The organism is Parabacteroides caeci (assembly GCF_023656795.1).
Taxonomy (GTDB): Bacteria; Bacteroidota; Bacteroidia; order Bacteroidales; family Tannerellaceae; genus Parabacteroides; species Parabacteroides segnis.
Window position 1 is genome coordinate 1 of the sequence record NZ_JAMOKT010000007.1, and the last position, 18,998, is coordinate 18,998.

Below are 18,998 nucleotides of genomic sequence, written 5' to 3' on the forward strand. Positions count from 1 at the left end.
GACTTGGCTGGTTCAGGCTCTCGCCCATTGACCAATATTCCTCACTGCTGCCTCCCGTAGGAGTCTGGTCCGTGTCTCAGTACCAGTGTGGGGGACCTTCCTCTCAGAACCCCTATCCATCGTAGACTTGGTGAGCCGTTACCTCACCAACTATCTAATGGAACGCATGCCCATCTATCAGCGATAATTCTTTAACAAATATTTCCATGCGGAACCCCTGTTTTATGCGGTATTAGTCCGACTTTCGCCGGGTTATTCCCCTCTGATAGGTAGGTTGCATACGCGTTACTCACCCGTGCGCCGGTCGCCATCAAAGTATTGCTACCTTATGCTGCCCCTCGACTTGCATGTGTTAAGCCTGTCGCTAGCGTTCATCCTGAGCCAGGATCAAACTCTTCGTTGTTTAAATTGTTATATCTTATGCTCAGAATTCGTATTTATTTTCAAGTTATTGACGGTATTAATTTTTAATACTTGTACTACTTGTTGATATGTAAATCTTTCAAAGAACTTTCGCTTTCTTTTCGATTGCGGCTGCAAAGGTAAGGACTTTTTTTTAACTGCCAAATTTTTCAGAAGAAAATTTGAAAAGTTTTTTTCGAGTCGCTGTGGCGGTTGGAATTTTGCTTAGAACATCTAACCTCATCCCCTTTCCTCAGGTTACCTCTTTCATCATGTTCGTGCGCCGTTCTCTCTCGAATGCGGGTGCAAAAGTAGTAGATTACTATATACGATCCAAACTTTTTACAAACTATTTTTCATTTATTTTTTTACCGGAGACAATGTTATATAATGTACGCACAGAGAAAGAGAAAATTATGCATCTGACTTTCCGCTTATCTTATAATGAATGAAACCTCGCTTTGGAAAAGTTAGTTTCTCGCTTGGAATAATTAATCGTTCGATATTTATCCTCTATTCGTTCGACAGTTGTCGAATGAATAGAGAACGCCTGTTTAATGAATAGAGAATGATTGTCGAACGATTAATTATTCCATCAGAAAGAATAGTTATAACATTGGGAGATTTGCAGGGAGGTCGGGGAAAACTCAGAAAAAAGATATATAAATAGGATCTGTTTACTTCTCTTACCCCAGTTACAATAAATAGTAATAGAGTCTATACCAAAGTTCTAACAGCAAAGAGACATATCTCCCGAAATAATTCAAGGCAAAAGAATGGTTAGTATCAATAAGTTAACTATATTTGCTGTCTGATAAAAACTTACGAAATATAGATATGAAACAATTTTTTAAAATGATGTTCGCCTCAGCACTAGGTGTTTTTGTTGCTGTTGGCCTGATTTCCATTGTATTTGTATTCACTCTGATTGGTATTGCAGCCAGTGTAGGTAGTACTCCTGATTACACCCCAAAAAGCAATACCGTATATAAATTAACGCTTGAAGGAAACCTCTCCGACAATACCGAAGAAAACCCAATCGCTATGCTGATGGGTGAAACAGATAAGTCTCTTTCATTAAAAGATATTCTTTCCTCTATCCAGACTGCCAAAGAGAACAAAAACATTAAAGGCATATATATAGAAGCAAAAAGTCTTAGCACCGGCTCTGCCAGCCTAGAGGCCATACGCAGAGCATTGAATGATTTCAAAGAAAGCGGAAAATTCATTATTGCTTATTCTGATAATTATACGCAGGGTTGCTATTATCTATGTTCTGTTGCCGATAAAGTCTTCCTGAATCCACAAGGTACGTTAGGACTTGTCGGAATGGCTTCACAAACGATGTTCTATAAAGATTTATTAAAAAAGGTCGGCGTAGAAATGATGATATTTAAAGTCGGAACTTACAAGGGCGCTGTTGAACCGTTCATGCTCGACAAACTAAGTGACGCCAACCGTGAACAAATCCAATCATATATAAGTACCATTTGGGACAATGTAACCAACGGCATTGCCGAATCCAGAAAAATCCCGGTTGCCGACATCAATAGCTTTGCCAATCAAGGCTATGCTTTCTCTGCGGCCGAAAAAGCTGTCGAATGCGGCCTGATTGATGAATTGAAATACCGTCCCGAAGCCGAAGAATTCGTAAAAGAGCTGGCCGGACAAAGCGACAAACGCCTACAGACCGCCAGCCTTTCAAATATGAAAAGCATTAAAACCATCAGTCGTGAAAAGGCAGATCGTATAGCAATCCTGTATGCAGAAGGCGAAATCAAACCCGAAACTCCCTCTTCACCTTATAATACGGAACAGGCTATTACAGAAAAAGTAGCCTCCGAACTCATCAAGTTAAAAAATGACGAAAACGTAAAAGCCGTTGTTTTCCGTGTCAACTCACCAGGCGGAAGTGCCTTCGTATCCGAACAAATCTGGCGCCAGGTCATCGAATTGAAAAAAGTAAAGCCGATTGTTGTCTCCATGGGCGATGTAGCTGCCTCGGGAGGTTACTATATTTCGTGTGCCGCCAGCAAAATCGTAGCTGAACCCAACACGCTTACCGGTTCTATCGGTATTTTCGGTATTTTCCCGAACGTAACGGGCTTATTCGATAAACTGTCGCTTACTACCGATATTGTAAAAACAAATACATACGCAGATTTGGGAGACATGAGCCGTCCGATGCGTGAAGATGAAAAAGTCCTGATTCAATCATTTGTTGAGAGAGGGTATGACACATTCATTACTCGTTGCGCCGATGGCCGCGATATGAGCAAGGAAGCAATCAACGAAATAGGGCAAGGACGCGTTTGGACCGGCGAACAAGCAAAAGAACGTGGCCTGGTTGACGAACTCGGAGGTATAGATAAAGCTATCGAGACTGCCGCCTCTTTAGCCGACCTGACTGATTACAGCCTGACTTATGTTTCCGGTTCCAAAGATTTCTGGAAAGAATTCATCGAAAAACAACTCGGTGAAGTAAAAGTTTCTGTTGTAAAAAGTGTATTGGGCGAAGAATATGAGTATTTCAAAACACTGAATAATATCAAATCGACAACCGGAGTCCAGGCGCGACTTCCTTATGATGTTAAACCATTATAATCCGAGATGCCGACAGAAAACGACATAAAAATACACTCTCTGCTTTCTCCCTTTTCCTTCCTGTATGGAATAGGAGTCCGGTTCCGCAATCAGCTGTTCGACTGGCGACTGCTGTCTTCGGAGTCATATCCTATACCTATTATATGCATTGGGAATCTGGCTGTGGGAGGAACAGGGAAAACACCTCATACCGAATATATCATCCGTTTATTAAAGGATGATTACAGGATAGCCGTACTCAGCCGGGGATATAAACGAAAATCTTCCGGTTTTATCCTGGCAAACGAGCAGAGTACAAGCCACGAGATTGGTGACGAACCTTATCAGATGAAACATAAGTTTCCCGATATTCTCGTGGCCGTAGATGCCGACCGTCGCGAAGGTATCGGCAAACTGCTGGCACTTCCTGAAGAACAGCGTCCGCAAGTCATCCTTCTTGACGATGCCTATCAGCACCGCTACGTCGCCCCTTCATTCTCTATCGTCCTGACTGACTACCATCGTTTGTTCTACAACGACAAGCTACTCCCCGCCGGCCGCCTGCGTGAACCTATCTGCGGAATACGCCGGGCAGACATGGTTATCGTCACCAAATGCGAGGAGGATATGAAACCTATCGAGTACCGCATCATTGAAGAAAACATGAAGTTGCTGGCCCACCAGTCCATCCACTTCACACATATCGCTTACGATGAAATTAAACCGGTATTCGGGAATCAGGGCAAACCGCTCAGCCGGAAAGACATTCAAAAAGAAGACGAACTGCTGGTTATATCCGGCATCGCTTCTCCCGAAGGGTTCATCAAAGAAGTCGGAAAGTTTTCCGACAAGGTAACGCCGCTGATTTTTCCGGACCATCATGCCTTCGAAAAATCCGATATACGACGCATTAAAAATACCTTTGATAAAATGAAGTCATCCGCCAAATACATTCTGGTTACAGAAAAAGATGCCGCCCGGCTATTGGATAATCCGCACATTCCGGAAGATTGGAAAACGTGCATGTATTATTTGCCGATTACCATCGAATTCTGCCTGGACAAGAAATTTGACGATGAAATCAAAAAACATATAACAACTTTCCATAAAGATAATTTGTTACGATAAATAAAAGATGAGCAAAAGAACAGAAATTGCAACATTTGGCGAATTTGGTTTAATCCGCCACCTTACAGAAAAGATAGAGTTAAAAAACGAAAGTACAGTAAAAGGCGTTGGCGATGATGCCGCAGTACTAGACTATAAGGAAAAGCAGGTATTGGTAACAACCGACCTTTTACTTGAAGGCATTCACTTCGACCTGACGTATGTTCCGCTAAAACACCTGGGATATAAATCAGCAGTCGTCAACTTCTCCGATATTTATGCAATGAACGGAAAACCGAAACAGATAACGGTCTCCCTCGGTATATCCAAACGTTTTTCGGTAGAAGAACTGGAAGAATTCTATTCGGGTCTCCAACTGGCCTGTGATATTTATGGAGTTGACATTGTAGGTGGTGATACTTCCGCATCTTTGACCGGCCTGTGCATCAGCATTACATGTATCGGTGAAGGTGAAAAAGAAAAAATAGTCACCCGCAGCGGAGCAAAAGATACCGACCTTGTCTGCGTATCCGGAGACCTGGGAGCCGCCTATATGGGTTTGCAGTTGCTTGAAAGAGAAAAAAGGGTATTTAAAGGAGAAAAAGAATTTACCCCCGACTTCACCGGCAAGGAATATCTACTGGAACGCCAGTTAAAACCGGAAGCCCGCAAAGACATCATCGAGTTGCTTGACAAAGCCGGTATTGTTCCTACCTCCATGATGGACATTTCGGACGGCCTTTCTTCCGAATTACTTCATATATCAAAGCAAAGCAATGTAGGTTGCCGTATCTATGAAGATCGCATTCCTATCGACTACCAGACAGCAGCTATGGCAGAGCAGTTCAACATGAATTTATCGACGGCAGCCCTGAATGGCGGCGAAGATTATGAGCTTTTGTTCACCGTCCCTCTAACCGCCCACGACAAAGTTTCTGAGATAAAAGGAGTTAAAGTCATCGGTCACATTACCCGTCCCGAACTGGGCAATTATCTAGTAGGCCGTGACGGTGGAGAAGTTGAACTGAAAGCCCAGGGCTGGAATTCACTTAATGAATAATTTTTATCATTTTTTCCATCGAACTATTGCATATTAAAAAAAAGTCCGTATCTTTGCACCCGTTAAACAAAACAACGGTGCCATAGCTCAGTTGGTAGAGCAAAGGACTGAAAATCCTTGTGTCCCCGGTTCGATTCCTGGTGGCACCACCAAAAAGCTTTTCAATTTTAGAAAACCCTTGAATTAGAGATAGTTCAAGGGTTCTTTTTTTACCCTCGCTACGCATTTCATTACATATTTGTGAAGTTGGATTTTGCCAGTTCAGTGGCTTTTTTTAAGGTTTTTGAAAAAGCCATAAATATGTATCATACTTCATTGTTTTTCAACTGTTTGACAATTTCAATCTCCGGTGTGAAAAAGTAATTTTGCACACATGACCGGATGGAGTTGAAAATGTGAAATAAATTTAAAAATTCGGTATTTCCCATCGGGATAAAAAAAGGAATCGAACCCGGGATACAAAAGGCAATTCGAACCTGATAAAAATGGGATTTTTATGGCTATTCCACAAGTCCCTCAAAAAAGCCACCGAATTTAACATTTCGTTTCACGTCCTCATGCCATCCGGTTTTGACGAAACAATTGGATGTAACACCTCTAAAAAAACAAAAGTGATGAAACAAGGAACAATGAACATTCTTTTTTTCGTGCTCAAAACGAAATTGTTGAAAAACGGTGAGGCCCCCGTACTGATGCGGATAACCATCAACGGGAGCTACGACGATGCCCGTATCCAAAGAAGCGTGCCTCTGAACTTATGGAATGCGGCCAAAGGATGCAGCAAGGGCAGGGACAGGGCATCCATCGCATTGAATACCTATATTGCGGAGTTACACGCACGTGCCCTCGAGAAACACAAGGAACTGGTATTGGAACAGGCCCTGATTACCCCGAAACTGATCCTGAAACGTGTTTTCGGGAAAGACACCGAAATGCGTACATTGCTCGGTACCATGCAGGATGGCATCAAGGAAATGGAAACACTGACAGGCATAGACTACTCTCCCGTTACGATCAACCGGTACAAGAACGTGGTGAAGAAATTGCAGCGGCTTATCCCCTCTTATTACGGCAAGGAGGATATCACCTTCCATGAGCTGACACCGGAGTTCATCCGCGCGTTTGACATTTACCTGAAAACGGAGGGGGGACTGTGCCGTAACACGATAGTCCGCTACATGAAATGTTTCAAGAAATTCACCAACATGGCATTGGCAAAGGAATGGATGCGTAAGAATCCCTTTTACGGTTACAAGATGGAACAGGACGAGACCGATCCGGTATTCCTGACCTACGACGAGTTGCAGGCCGTCATGAAAAAGAAATTCACCATCCCACGGCTCGAGCTGGTCAGGGACATATTTGTCTTCGCGTGCTTCACCGGTCTGGCGTTCTCCGATGTCGCCACTCTGAGTGGTGAAAACCTGGTACAGGACAATCTCGGTGACTGGTGGATAAGGAAAGGAAGGGTCAAGTTGGAACACCGCAGAAAAGCGTCTTCCATCAGCAACATCCCGCTGCTGCCCGTTCCACTGGCCATATTGGAGAAATACAGGGAACATCCGATCTGCGTAAAGAAAGGATGCTGCCTGCCTGTCATGTGCAACCAGAAAATGAACAGCTACCTCAAGGAAATCGCCGATTTCTGCGGCATAAAGAAAAATCTGACCACGCATGTGGCCAGGCACACTTTCGGGACCACCGTCACGCTCGCCAACAATGTACCCTTGCAGGACGTGTCCGTCATGCTCGGACATGCCTCCACACGCATGACGCAGCATTATGCGCGGGTCATGAACAGCAGCCTGAAAGAGGCGATGAACAATGTGAAGGAACGTCTGGAATGGTAAACCTAATTTCCGCAAGCGAATGAAATCAGAGATTGCCATGCATTTTTTAGTGAGTTTATTATCTTTACATTGTGTTTTAGTGAAACGAAGGTGCCAAAGGTCCACTCTTTTGCATAACTTCCCCTTACCCCATGAAGCGACTTGAGGCAATACGCATTACCCACCATTAGAATAAGGATTAGCCAAAATCCTGTTGAAAGGCTATTTTATACGCTGGATTCTCGGTATAGATGTTTAGCACGTACGTCCTTGAAGTCCTAATCCACTTTGCGGCAACCGAGATGTATTTGAAAACGAAAGTCTTAATACGACTCGATATGGATAGGCCAAAATCCTTAACGTTTAATTTTCGGATGATCGTTTTGTAGAAGTTCCTTATCAATGCAGTCATCAGCAGGTATACTGCATTTTCTGCCATGAATGACTTTGGCAAATGTTTCCATCCAAACCCGTTGTTCATGTCATCGAGGATTCTTTCCTTCCCACCGCGCAGGTTATAGAACTCTACGACATCCCTTATATCGGATTCGAAATCATTGGTAAGGATACACCGGTAGGTATATTCTCCTTCCCATAGCTCCCGTATGTCATCTGCTCTTCTTTGTCTTTGGATGACAAGACGGTATGGTTTCCCCTTCCATTTTTCTACGACAATCGAGTTCAACTCAAACCTGATCCCGTTGATTTCCTCAGCTTTCCATCCCCTGAGAGCGAACATGTCTTCATAAAAAGCGGAGCATCTGTTGGCTCTGATATAGAAGTACTTGCAATGGGCCTTGACGGTATCTACAATCTCTTCGGAGCACGACCCACAATCCATACGGGCTCTATTTATATGAATGCCGTTCCATTCCAGCCTGGTGAAGATTCTTTCCAATGTACACTGCTGACAGAACCGGACATTCGTGTTGCCATCCCGATTTTCAATGCCGACAATATGGTCACCTATAACGGCCACTCCCGGGCTGTATCCTGTGAACTTCTTGTATGTACGTTTGGCATCATACTTCTCCGTTTCAATGAACTGGTGGTCAAAATCCAGATCGTAACCCTGCTCCTGACATAATTCTCCGGTAGCAATGAGAGACTTGACCAACAATTCGGTCATTGTGTCAGCTGTATTGAAGTCATATGATTTACCTGAGTCTGGAGATGAATACGTTATGTTGTCTGTAGTCAGTTCTTTTATGGCGCGAAGAATCGTGTCTGCGCTGCAGGTTTTAAGTTTGGGATGCAGGGAAAGATGGGGCATGAGATGAGTGGATATGTCTTCAATGCACGAGCCGCCACAGAAGAATACGCACATGAGAGAACGGATGATTTCACTGTATTGGTAACCATAGGTTCTGCTACGCAGTCCTAATGTGGAGTCGATTACGTCCGATAAAAGAGCATCAAATTGCTCCATGATTGAAAATATTCCGCCAAAAGGTGTGATTGAATCGAATTTTATTTGTACTTTAGCCATGTCTGCTGAAGATTGGTTTGATTTTTACGCAACACGAAGTTAAGTAAATCTTCGAACATGACAAAGCACTGAGTAATATATTACTACTCACTGCTTTAAATTATTCTTATACAAAAGTGTTGCGGAAATTAGGTTTATGTTGATAATAATCACTTTCTGATGCAGGAATTCCTACGGCTAATGCCACTTTATCCCAATTACATGAACCTATCCTGCCTGAAAACGGCTGCAAAAGTAACGATTTTCCACGAGCATCCAGCCAACAGTCTGTCACAAAAATAAGGGTGGATAGAAAGTGGATAGCATTAGAGTAGTCAGGCGGACAAAAGATATCCTAAACTATTTTCAACACACGTAATCAGCAATCAATCTTTATTCAGATCGTATAAAAAGAAGGATATAGAAAAAGATGGGCTGCAAATTTATAAAGAAGGTAAGCTCATTGCAGATGTATCCGTTCCTACGAATTTTAGAGTAATGGGATATATGGCACCCTATTATTATTCGTATATCATACCCAATATGGACGAGGAAGACAATTCATTAATGCTATATCGTTTTAGACTATAAGTGAAAGTCACAAAATAGGCTGAAAGCTCAGTGGTCTTCCTCGCCCATTTTGTCTCTTTTAACCCAATTCGGTCGTTAGAACGAATAAAAATAGTCAGTCGCTTTACTTTTCTCGTTCTAATGACTGATTGAGGTTTATCCGCTAAAAGCCCTACTTAGGCCACATATCTACTATAAATTCTTTATTCCAGGCATCTTTCTCCGCTAAAACATATTCCGTTTCCCACTTGCCTAACGAATATCCCACTATATGCAATTCGGCTCCTGTCTTACCGGCCAGCTTAAACTTGCCGCTGGTGTTGACCTTGAACTGATAGTCGGAACCCGTTACTACACTTGCAGACAGATCTGTTGAAACAGAAGGACCTACTTTAACGAAAGGACCTCCGCAATAGGCTATATTGACTTCCGTCTTGAAATATACACCCAGGCTTGCAGCCACTTCACCAGAGTAAGTGATGTTGGTTCGATCTACATAGCAGTTAAACGAATGGTTGTATTCTTTATAAAAGACCCAGCCTCTGTCTCTTGCATAGGAAGGACCCAGCTTAAAGGAAGAATCAAAAGTCATGGGCAGAGTTATGCCTATCGTGCCTTTTGCATGTGCATTACAGTCCATAGTTAAAGTGGGTATAACCATGACCGAAATGTGAATGGGACCTGCTATCGGGAATACAACTACAATAGGAGGATAATAGACTAATGGGACTTCACCGCCGCTTGATTTATCCTTCACATCCCATTCAACGAACAGAGGACCATCCAGTTTGTACTCACCTGTGAAGTAGCAATCAAAGTTACGTAATTTGAACCAGGAAATGTTGATGCCGATTTCAAGGTCTAATGCTGTGTGGGTCTGTACATCCTTCAGTCCAATGCGTAAGCCTTTTTCTTCGTATGAATAATTGGTTATTCCATCCTTGTTGAAAATATGCCATGTAGCTTCTTGGGCCAGCAGCTCTTCGGCTGTTGCATACTTTTTGCCATTGTCTTCTGTACCGCTGAAGATAACCACGCTGGGATGATAAACGCCGTCTTTGGAATAACGGTTCTTCAAGCCTTTCTCGCCGTAGTTAACATACAATTCCGTGCTCAGCTTGAAGTCGCCATGCTCTATCAGGTCTGCCAATGTACCTTGGGTTGTCGTCAGAATAGCATCCTTTCCGTTTGCCGATACATTTGATACCTTCCGAATGAAAGGTGGCGTGTCGATGCTGCGCCATATAGACAACACATCGTTCTTGTTTACCTTTGTCTTTATCTTATCCAGGTATGCCTGGCTCACACGAATCTGTGTTGTGTCAGCATTTAAGATCTCCACATCGTTCGGATTGATAAAATCAAAATAGTTGAGAGCTTGGGCATTTTCTGCAAGCTCAATTTCGCCTTTCTCAATAGGCGGATCGGGAGAAACATTGTTATCGTCATCGTTGTCACAAGATATTACCGTAAGTGATACGAAGAACAAGGCAAGAAAAGCAAACTTGCCCGATTTGAAAAAAGACCAATACTGCTTCATAAATGTGGATTATTTTACGCCTTCCAGGTTTCTTGGAAGAACCTGATAATACATGGAAGCGTGAAACCGGAACACCGCATTTTGAGTGGAGTCACAACAAAACAAGCATAACGCTTCCTCAATTGTTGATATACCTAATTTCCGCAACACTTTTGTACAAGAATAATTTAAAGCACTGAGTAGTAATGTATTACCCAGTGCTTTGTCATGTCAGAAGATTCACTTAACTTCGTGTTGCAATAAAAATCAAACCAATCTTCAGCAGACATGGCTAAAGTACAAATAAAATTCGATTCAATCACACCTTTTGGCGGAATATTTTCAATCATGGAGCAATTTGATGCTCTTTTATCGGACGTAATCGACTCCACATTAGGACTGCATAGCAGAACCTATGGTTACCAATACAGTGAAATCATCCGTTCTCTCATGTGCGTATTCTTCTGTGGCGGCTCGTGCATTGAAGACATATCCACTCATCTCATGCCCCATCTTTCCCTGCATCCCAAACTTAAAACCTGCAGCGCAGACACGATTCTTCGCGCCATAAAAGAACTGACTACAGACAACATAACGTATTCATCTCCAGACTCAGGTAAATCATATGACTTCAATACAGCTGACACAATGAACGAATTGTTGGTCAAGTCTCTCATTGCTACCGGAGAATTATGTCAGGAGCAGGGTTACGATCTGGATTTTGACCACCAGTTCATTGAAACGGAGAAGTATGATGCCAAACGTACATACAAGAAGTTCACAGGATACAGCCCGGGAGTGGCCGTTATAGGTGACCATATTGTCGGCATTGAAAATCGGGATGGCAACACGAATGTCCGGTTCTGCCAGCAGTGTACATTGGAAAGAATCTTCACCAGGCTGGAATGTAACGGCATTCATATAAATAGAGCTCGTATGGATTGTGGGTCGTGCTCCGAAGAGATTGTAGATACCGTCAAGGCCCATTGCAAGTACTTCTATATCAGAGCCAACAGATGCTCCGCTTTTTACGATGACATGTTCGCCCTCAGGGGATGGAAGGCTGAGGAGATCAACGGAATCAGGTTCGAGCTGAATTCGATTGTCGTAGAAAAGTGGAAGGGGAAACCATACCGTCTTGTCATCCAAAGACAAAGAAGAACAGATGACATACGGGAGCTATGGGAAGGAGAATATACCTACCGGTGTATCCTTACCAATGATTTCGAATCCGACATAAGGGATGTCGTAGAGTTCTATAACCTGTGCGGTGGGAAGGAAAGAATCCTCGATGACATGAACAACGGGTTTGGATGGAAACATTTGCCAAAGTCATTCATGGCAGAAAATGCAGTATACCTGCTGATGACTGCATTGATAAGGAACTTCTACAAAACAATCATCCGAAAATTAAACGTTAAGGATTTTGGCCTATCCATATCGAGTCGTATTAAGACTTTCGTTTTCAAATCATTGCTGTCCGCTAAAGTTTAGTGTAGTACGATTCGCCTACCCGCAGTGTCACTTGATAGGCATTGCGGGTGTTTGTTTTGTCTGGTAAGCCCCTCTATCCAAAGAGCAGGAGTTCCTTGGGTGGCGATTCTGCCTCGGCTACCAGTTTTGACCAGTCTTTGTCGGGTTCTTCGAGGAAGGTGTAGAGGTTGACGTAATACATTAACATGATTCTGACCATTGTTGCCAATCCCGAGAAGCTCCAGCTGCGTTTGATGCGTTTCTTCAGCACCATCAGTAGAAGGTTGGCGATGAGGGTTATCCATATCTGGATTTTGATGGCATTGGCGCTTTCGCCGTAAAAGTACCGAAGGGGGAAGTTCTGCTTTATCTGCTTGAACAACAGCTCTATCTCCCAGCGTTTCCGGTAGATTGCCACAATATCCTCGGCGCTCATCTCCATGTCGTTTGTGAGGAGGGATATGAGCTTGGCCCCTCTTTTCTTTTGGTCGACGTAGGTGACTATGCGTGCATGGTGCTTTATATCGTCGCCATCTTTGACCTTCTTCGTGAATGTCACATGGCGTTCCCGAAGTGCCATCAACCCACTTTCTGTCATGTATATCGTATCAGCAGAAACCTCATAGACAAGATTCTTCTTCATCTTGGTGACATATATGACACCTGCCCGGCTCAGCTCCTCGAACTTGGCGTAATCGATGTAGGCCCTGTCCAGGGCAACGATGTCTCCGCTTGTGTAATTTGACGGCTTGAGCATGAAACTGTCATTAGTGGCGGCAGATGTGAACCTGATATCTGAAGAAACTCCCTCGTTTGCATGGATATTGGTGTGGACCTTTATGCCGCCTTTCTTCTTCCCCGTCTTCGGATGGCGTCCGACTCCCGTGAAGATAAGGTTGGAGAACAGGCTGATTGTCGTCGAATCGATAATCTGCAGCCGGTTTATCCAACTGGAAGATGGATTGTTTCGGCTGTCCGATGAAAGTTCGTTGCGGTATGTCTTGTACAGGTCGCGATAGATTGCCTCAAAGATTCCCTCTGACCTGCGTGCATTTGCGTCAGACAGAGTACTGCGCCGGGGCATCATGCTTATCCCAAGATGGGCAAGCTTTCTCGCTTCAGGGAACATCGAGTCCGTGATTTCCCGCAGCGAATCGAACCGTTTGATCACGGCATACAACATTATCAGCAGATGCTGCCAGGCGTCAAAGTGTTTGACATACCGTTCGCCGCCCTTTTCTTGACTGATTTGGAGAATTTTTGACTTGTCCAGCAAATTTATCAGCTGACCATATGCCGGCTGTCCGTTGAAATGACTACCTTTGTTCATCGTTATTGATTTATTTTTTAGCAGAAACAAAGGTAACGAAAAAGGCTGGACCTCCGAGAGGGGATTCAGCCTTGTATTTTTGATTCGGTCAAACTTTTACCGGACACCAATATTTTCAAATACATCTCGATTGCCGCAAAGTGGATTAGGACTTCAAGGACGTACGTGCTAAACATCTATACCGAGAATCCAGCGTATAAAATAGCCTTTCAACAGGATTTTGGCTAATCCTTATTCTAATGGTGGGTAATGCGTATTGCCTCAAGTCGCTTCATGGGGTAAGGGGAAGTTATGCAAAAGAGTGGACCTTTGGCACCTTCGTTTCACTAAAACACAATGTAAAGATAATAAACTCACTAAAAAATGCATGGCAATCTCTGATTTCATTCGCTTGCGGAAATTAGGGTAAATATGCAACCGGCCCGTCATTGAAGGTATCTGAAAAGGATACCTTCTTTTTGTTATACTGTCTGTTATCCATTTTCTCTGGAAAACATCTTTGATCTTCATAATCATCCTACGCTGGCGAAATAATTCATCATGGACACTACATATCCAAGTAACGGTATCAGTACACCGATTACATATACCATAGCGTACCCCAAAAGGACGAGAGGTAATATTTTACGGTAAAGACCGGCGATAACAAGAAATATAAACAAAAAACAAGAACCATAAACTCCTATTTGAAAACCGGGCATCAATTCATAAACGGGTACGGGCTCGGGGTTAAGCATGGCTCCGGCCACAATGGAATAAAGACTTGCCAACAATATAAATAATGTATACAGGCAGCTCTTAAAAATCCCGGGATCGTTTCTTTTACAATAGAGAATTGTTTGGATATCACTCCTAAGAAACTCAATACCCAGCAAGAGAGCTACCATGACACCCGTATCAAAAGCAGAGAATATATTCATTTCAATCAATCACCTTTGACGCGAAGACATGTATTTATTCCGGAATGCCACGCCTTCGCTTGTTTTACGATATGATATTGATATCCGATAGTTTGGAAAATATTTGAAAAACCTTCGTTGTATGCTTTTAAATTTGCTCATTATACTTATTACATGTTGTATCCGACAAATTGAAAATCCCAGCCATTCTTTCAATTTCTTACCTGCAAATATAGCCCTTTGCCGGGTTGATTGCGCAAGGCGGCCCCTTTCAGGGGCTGGTTGGCTAAAAGAAAATCATCCTCGCTTCGCTGCGGTATTTTCTTTTGCCAAGCCTTGCGCAATCCCCGGCAAAGGACAGTCCGGCAAGTAAGAAACCGAAAAACCGGCTCCACGGAGCCGATCATGTCAAACAAACTAAAAAAATGAAGGTATGAACAGAGAGACAACAAGCAAAGTCCACAAAGGACAGCAGGGTGCCAATCCGAAAATGAGAATGTTGGTTTATCGGGAAAGGAGCTATCCCGCACGGAAGGTGCAAGGCAGGGACGGAAGCTATACGGTTGCCGCAGACAGCCTGGTGCCGGAACTGCTGGACGGCATCAGAAGCCTTGACCCGGCAGCTTTCAAGCTGGACGAGGAAATCGCCTGCTATTGCTCGGACGAGGAAATCCAAAAACTGGCGGACGAAGAACTGGTAGAAATAATTTATGAATGGCAACGGTTATGACTGAAACAACAACAGCAAAGGTCCGGGAAGAACAAGTAACGGGCCTTACCGCAGAGAATGCGCACCGGGTCACGATGATCCGGGAAAAGGGTACGGACCATCCTCCCGTACCGTTCCATTTCAGAAAGGAGCATCATGGAACGGGCAACTATGTACACCTGTACGGAAATCCGGAAGATCGGAATGAATTGCATTCCAGGGACTTCAAAGACTGGGAAGCCGTAGCGTTCAAACATCCTGGCTATCTGGAGGATATGTGGAAACAGGCTTGCGACGCATACGCCTGGAGTTCCTTCGACCCGGAGATTCGTGGCGAGACGGACATCATGATTTACGGGGAGGAGCTGCACAACGACCTGCAACTCATGCAGGAAGAGGAACGGGATACATACATCGCCGCCTACCGGAAAAAGCTATCCGCCCAGCTCTCGGCCCTCTCACGCTGCGCCAACCCGATGGTGACGGGACGAGGCGGATTTGATTACCACAGGCAGGAGAATACGAACAGAAGCTATCAGAACCGCTACGAGGAGTTCCGCAATTGGCGGCAAAAGGTTCTTGAAGCCGTCAGACGAAAAAAGGAAGCCGCACGACCGGAGGAAGAAAAACTGGAAAAGGCATGGCAGACGCTCAAACGCGACATCAAGAGCAGCGCCGACACCATCCACGGGATTGACACCGGACAATGCCGGGGTTATAACCGTGCCCTGTTCGTCAGCAGCATCCTGAACAAGGTATCCACCTTCGCCAATCACGGGGAAGTGGAAATCGTCCGCAGGGCCGTGGACTTCATTTCCGAATATAACGCAAGGCTAAGGAAACCCGTCATCACCCCGAGAAACAAATTCTTCCAATTGCCGGAACTTGCGGAACGGATGCGCGAAAGGCTGAAAGCGGTGCAAAGCCGGGAAAACAAGGAAGTGCCGTTCGAGGGCGGGACACTTGTATGGAACTATGGGGAAGACCGCCTTCAGATCCTGTTTGACAGGATTCCCGAAGACAACAGACGAAAGGAACTGAAATCCTCCGGATTCCGCTGGTCACCCAGAAACAAGGCATGGCAACGGCAGCTCACCTCCAATGCCCTCAGTGCCGCCAAGAGAGTGTTGAACCTTCAAAACATCTGAACCATGAATAACGACAAACTGAAATTCGTAGTCGATTCACGCAGTTTTGACGGCAGCTGCGTGACCACCATGTCTGACGGAATACACGGCGACTACCATCATGAGACACTGGAGGAACTGAGGGACAGGGAAAAGAACCCGTACCTCACAGCCGTGTCCGGAAATACCGTCCGCAAGATGATACGCATCCACCTGCAATCCCTCTGCGCCCCGTTCAGTGAGATTACGGAAGAAAGATATTTCGACTACATGGATGTCTTGCCCCCCATCCGCCATACCCGGAATTTCTTTTTCCTGGGAGAGCCTTATCATGCGGACATCTACCGGTTCTGCTTCCGGGCGGGCGGACGCTACTTCACGGGACTCCGCTCCGTTACCACGCCAAGAAAGGAACTGGAACGGCAGATGGACAACCATTACCGGAACATTACCTTCAAAGGAGACATCCTGAAAGAAAAGCCGATGGTCATCTCTGACCACGCACGGCATGCCTCTATAATTATAGTTCCTTATCTGTTTCTTGACATAAATGGCGAGAAGAAGTTCATCTGCAACCTGATGAGAGGAACGGACGAATCGTCAGGCAGGGATGTAAGGCTGGAAACCGCCAAAATCCTGCGAAGCCTGCGCCGTCATCATTTCCTCTACTTCTCCGGCTATGAGGGAAACGACGATATGGACAAGTTCCTAGGCGAAGTGATGAAGAAAAAGCACACCCTGCTGGCAAACGGCAACTTCCTCCAATATCCCGTGAACCGGGAGTCCGTGTCTTTTACCGGAACGGTCAGGGAAACAGGCGAGCCGTTCTTCTTCCGGATTTACGACAGGGAGCTGTTCCTGCACCTGTTGTACGTCCTGAGAGGCATCAAAAGGGAAAAAGCTAAAATATAACGTGACACATAACGACGGTATGGTGACTGTCTTTCCGACCCGTCACCATACTAAAAAAACAATGAAATCATGAGAACTGTGACCGAAGAATCGTTGCGACGCAGGCTGGCCCGTCTGGAGTCGGCCCTGGAAAGCGAAAAGGCACGCCTGAGAAAAGTATGCGGCGGCATCCCCTGGGGAGCCGGGATGAGGCGTACCAAATGTACCCCCTCATTCCGAAGGGAGGACGAACTGATTGGGAAAATCAAGGCGGTGAGACAGCAACTCTCCCAAATGTCCGCAGGCGGTGACAATCACACGTTTAAAGAAACAGGCAGGTGAATGCCGGCCAATTAACTTGCAAGTCAATAATTTTAAAACCAGTTACGAATATGAACACCCGATTGGCTATAATCCGTTCAGAGGGAAAAGAACATCTCTGCTACCGGGAAGAGGAATGTTTTGTCGATGTATCCTATCCGATGGTGACATTTACCAAAGGGGAGGATGATTTTGAAATTGCCAAATGCGACCATCCGTCCATGGAAGAGACTTTCCTGTATCAGGAAAGCCGTCTCTCAATCGTGATTGAAATGTACCATAACGGCTGGCCGGCATTGTCTCTGAAAGATCCCGTGACCCATGAGATATACACGGTCCTGACGGTCAACTTAGAAGATAAGGCGGCATTCTCACTGCCTGACAGGGCATTCGTGGACATCAACAACAATCCTGATGCCATGGAGTTCCTTCTGTCTAACAAATTGGCTGAGGATACAGGTTATAGACGTCAGAGCGGCTGAGTAAGCTACCCGATGGTCACACTTAACCTTCCGACGTTTTACAGGCTTGACCCACATGCCTTTAGCGCAATATTGAATATCCGGTAATCCTTCCGGGCAATGAATCTGGTATCAACAATCAAATGGAAAGAATCATGAAAAGATATGACATAAGAGTAAGGTATTCCTTCGAGGGCACTTACACGGTAGCGGCAGAAGACCGCGATGAAGCAAAAAGAATGGTAAATGACGATTGCGGTCTTGTTTTGGGCGGCGATATCCACACGACACGCGATGACGATGAAGTGTTGGACTGGGATTTCTGTATCCATCCCGACACGCGGATTCTCTCCTTGCAGGAAAGAGGCGGAAAAGGAAGTTTACCGTCAGAAGCCGTTGATTTCAGCGGCAGGATCAAGGAACTGCGGGGGGACATCATCGACGCGATACGGCAGTTGCTCCATGCTCACTGCGTGAAAGAAATTCGTCTTCCGGAAGAGGATTATGATCCGGTCTGGGTGATATGGTTTGGCAAGAACGGAGAACCATATGAATGCAGGGTGACAGGACTCCGGGTAACGGCGGACAGCCTGACCGTCCTTGCCGAAGAGAAAGAAAGCGGTGACGAGGTGCAGTGTCACAGCCCGTTTGAACTCGGCGCGAAGAACATAGACTGGCTTCATGAGATGTATGAGGCTGTGTGGCATCAACTGAGAGAAACAAACAATGTAGAATCACAAATAGAAGAACCATGAAATATCAAGCGGAAAATACCGTCTCCAGTTTCTTCTACTACATGTGGAACGCCTGGAGCGAGGAGGAATGCAAAACCGTGTATGGCGGCATGTACCCGCATTTCTGGGAAAAATGGTGCGTGGCGACAGACAAGGGCACATTCGGCGCGGCGGAACGGTTCTATCTGGAACTTTCGGAAGACAACCGCAGGCTTTTGGTGGAACGGGCCGTCTCGATATACGACGGACGAGGCCTCAGAAACAGGAACAGAAACATAAAAAATCAAACAGCATGCAGGGAAACATTATCAGTCTGATCTGCAACTCATGCGGTTGCGGTCAAACGGAAGCACAGGAATACCTGGACTCCGAAATCCGGTACCTGCGCGAATTGCAGGAGGCGGACGACCTGAGAGAAGATGACATGGAAACGGCCTGTCTCAACCTCGGTCTTGACCTTGACTACCGGGAATATTTTATCAACCGCCTCGCAGGGGCATAAAAAACTTATGGCT

General features: G+C 45.0%; 16 protein-coding genes, 1 tRNA gene, 1 rRNA gene and 2 pseudogenes. 15 read left to right on the top strand and 5 right to left on the bottom strand.

Annotation, left to right across the window (positions count from 1 at the left end):
• Nucleotides 1–403: ribosomal RNA gene (locus NBH15_RS04890) — 16S ribosomal RNA — on the bottom strand; the annotation flags it as partial.
• 836 nt (nt 404–1,239) lie between these two features.
• Between NBH15_RS04890 and sppA the strand changes: the two genes are divergently transcribed.
• The 5 genes from sppA to NBH15_RS04915 all read left to right on the top strand — a co-directional run bounded on the left by sppA (nt 1,240) and on the right by NBH15_RS04915 (nt 7,002).
• On the top strand, nt 1,240–3,006 hold the full coding sequence (gene sppA, locus NBH15_RS04895; protein WP_186958153.1) for a signal peptide peptidase SppA: 1,767 nt from the start codon (nt 1,240–1,242) through the stop codon (nt 3,004–3,006).
• Nucleotides 3,007–3,012: 6 nt separating this feature from the next.
• On the top strand, nt 3,013–4,113 hold the full coding sequence (gene lpxK / locus NBH15_RS04900) for a tetraacyldisaccharide 4'-kinase (RefSeq protein WP_186958154.1): 1,101 nt from the start codon (nt 3,013–3,015) through the stop codon (nt 4,111–4,113).
• Nucleotides 4,114–4,120: 7 nt separating this feature from the next.
• A complete protein-coding gene (thiL, locus tag NBH15_RS04905; protein WP_250822138.1) occupies nt 4,121–5,152 on the top strand; it encodes a thiamine-phosphate kinase in 1,032 nt (343 codons plus the stop codon).
• A 76-nt stretch (nt 5,153–5,228) separates the two neighbouring features.
• A tRNA-Phe gene (locus NBH15_RS04910) sits at nt 5,229–5,304 on the top strand.
• A gap of 462 nt (nt 5,305–5,766) precedes the next feature.
• Nucleotides 5,767–7,002, top strand: coding sequence for a site-specific integrase (locus NBH15_RS04915; RefSeq protein WP_005864602.1), 1,236 nt, complete (start codon nt 5,767–5,769; stop codon nt 7,000–7,002).
• 178 nt (nt 7,003–7,180) lie between these two features.
• Here the strand turns inward: NBH15_RS04915 and NBH15_RS04920 are convergent, their stop codons facing one another.
• Both NBH15_RS04920 and NBH15_RS04925 read right to left on the bottom strand, forming a co-directional pair.
• Nucleotides 7,181–8,470, bottom strand: a complete 1,290-nt coding sequence (locus NBH15_RS04920) for an IS1380-like element ISBvu1 family transposase (protein ID WP_005640453.1) — start codon at nt 8,468–8,470, stop codon at nt 7,181–7,183.
• A gap of 721 nt (nt 8,471–9,191) precedes the next feature.
• Complete coding sequence (locus tag NBH15_RS04925) at nt 9,192–10,559, bottom strand: hypothetical protein (RefSeq protein ID WP_005640468.1); 1,368 nt, start codon at nt 10,557–10,559, stop codon at nt 9,192–9,194.
• A 267-nt stretch (nt 10,560–10,826) separates the two neighbouring features.
• On the opposite strand from NBH15_RS04925, the pseudogene NBH15_RS04930 reads away from it, so the two are divergent.
• Nucleotides 10,827–12,008, top strand: a pseudogene (locus NBH15_RS04930) (IS1380-like element ISBvu1 family transposase); the annotation flags it as partial.
• 97 nt (nt 12,009–12,105) lie between these two features.
• Here the strand turns inward: NBH15_RS04930 and NBH15_RS04935 are convergent.
• On the bottom strand, nt 12,106–13,341 hold the full coding sequence (locus tag NBH15_RS04935; RefSeq protein WP_005640472.1) for an IS4 family transposase: 1,236 nt from the start codon (nt 13,339–13,341) through the stop codon (nt 12,106–12,108).
• A gap of 512 nt (nt 13,342–13,853) precedes the next feature.
• Nucleotides 13,854–14,261, bottom strand: coding sequence for a hypothetical protein (locus tag NBH15_RS04940; RefSeq protein ID WP_005640474.1), 408 nt, complete (start codon nt 14,259–14,261; stop codon nt 13,854–13,856).
• A gap of 121 nt (nt 14,262–14,382) precedes the next feature.
• Here NBH15_RS04940 and NBH15_RS04945 point away from each other — a divergent pair, with 121 nt between their 5' ends.
• The 9 genes and pseudogenes from NBH15_RS04945 to NBH15_RS04985 all read left to right on the top strand — a co-directional run bounded on the left by NBH15_RS04945 (nt 14,383) and on the right by NBH15_RS04985 (nt 18,985).
• Nucleotides 14,383–14,613: a hypothetical protein gene (locus tag NBH15_RS04945; protein ID WP_229035968.1), complete on the top strand. Its 231-nt coding sequence runs from the start codon at nt 14,383–14,385 to the stop codon at nt 14,611–14,613.
• 60 nt (nt 14,614–14,673) lie between these two features.
• On the top strand, nt 14,674–14,970 hold the full coding sequence (locus NBH15_RS04950; RefSeq protein WP_005634950.1) for a hypothetical protein: 297 nt from the start codon (nt 14,674–14,676) through the stop codon (nt 14,968–14,970).
• Complete coding sequence (locus NBH15_RS04955) at nt 14,955–16,097, top strand: hypothetical protein (protein WP_007851204.1); 1,143 nt, start codon at nt 14,955–14,957, stop codon at nt 16,095–16,097. Before NBH15_RS04950 ends, NBH15_RS04955 begins: the two co-directional genes overlap by 16 nt.
• 3 nt (nt 16,098–16,100) lie before the next feature.
• On the top strand, nt 16,101–16,988 hold the full coding sequence (locus NBH15_RS04960; RefSeq protein ID WP_005828696.1) for a hypothetical protein: 888 nt from the start codon (nt 16,101–16,103) through the stop codon (nt 16,986–16,988).
• Between the two features lie 69 nt (nt 16,989–17,057).
• Entirely contained in the window at nt 17,058–17,309 is a 252-nt protein-coding gene (locus NBH15_RS04965; protein WP_005634966.1) for a hypothetical protein, read from the top strand.
• A 50-nt stretch (nt 17,310–17,359) separates the two neighbouring features.
• Nucleotides 17,360–17,857, top strand: a pseudogene (locus NBH15_RS04970) (DUF4313 domain-containing protein).
• Between the two features lie 47 nt (nt 17,858–17,904).
• Entirely contained in the window at nt 17,905–18,504 is a 600-nt protein-coding gene (locus NBH15_RS04975) for a hypothetical protein (protein ID WP_005864584.1), read from the top strand.
• Nucleotides 18,501–18,800, top strand: a complete 300-nt coding sequence (locus NBH15_RS04980) for a hypothetical protein (RefSeq protein WP_005637786.1) — start codon at nt 18,501–18,503, stop codon at nt 18,798–18,800. The genes NBH15_RS04975 and NBH15_RS04980 overlap by 4 nt, the downstream gene beginning before the upstream one ends.
• A complete protein-coding gene (locus NBH15_RS04985) occupies nt 18,776–18,985 on the top strand; it encodes a hypothetical protein (protein WP_005802673.1) in 210 nt (69 codons plus the stop codon). Before NBH15_RS04980 ends, NBH15_RS04985 begins: the two co-directional genes overlap by 25 nt.
• The last annotated feature ends 13 nt before the right edge of the window (nt 18,986–18,998 follow it).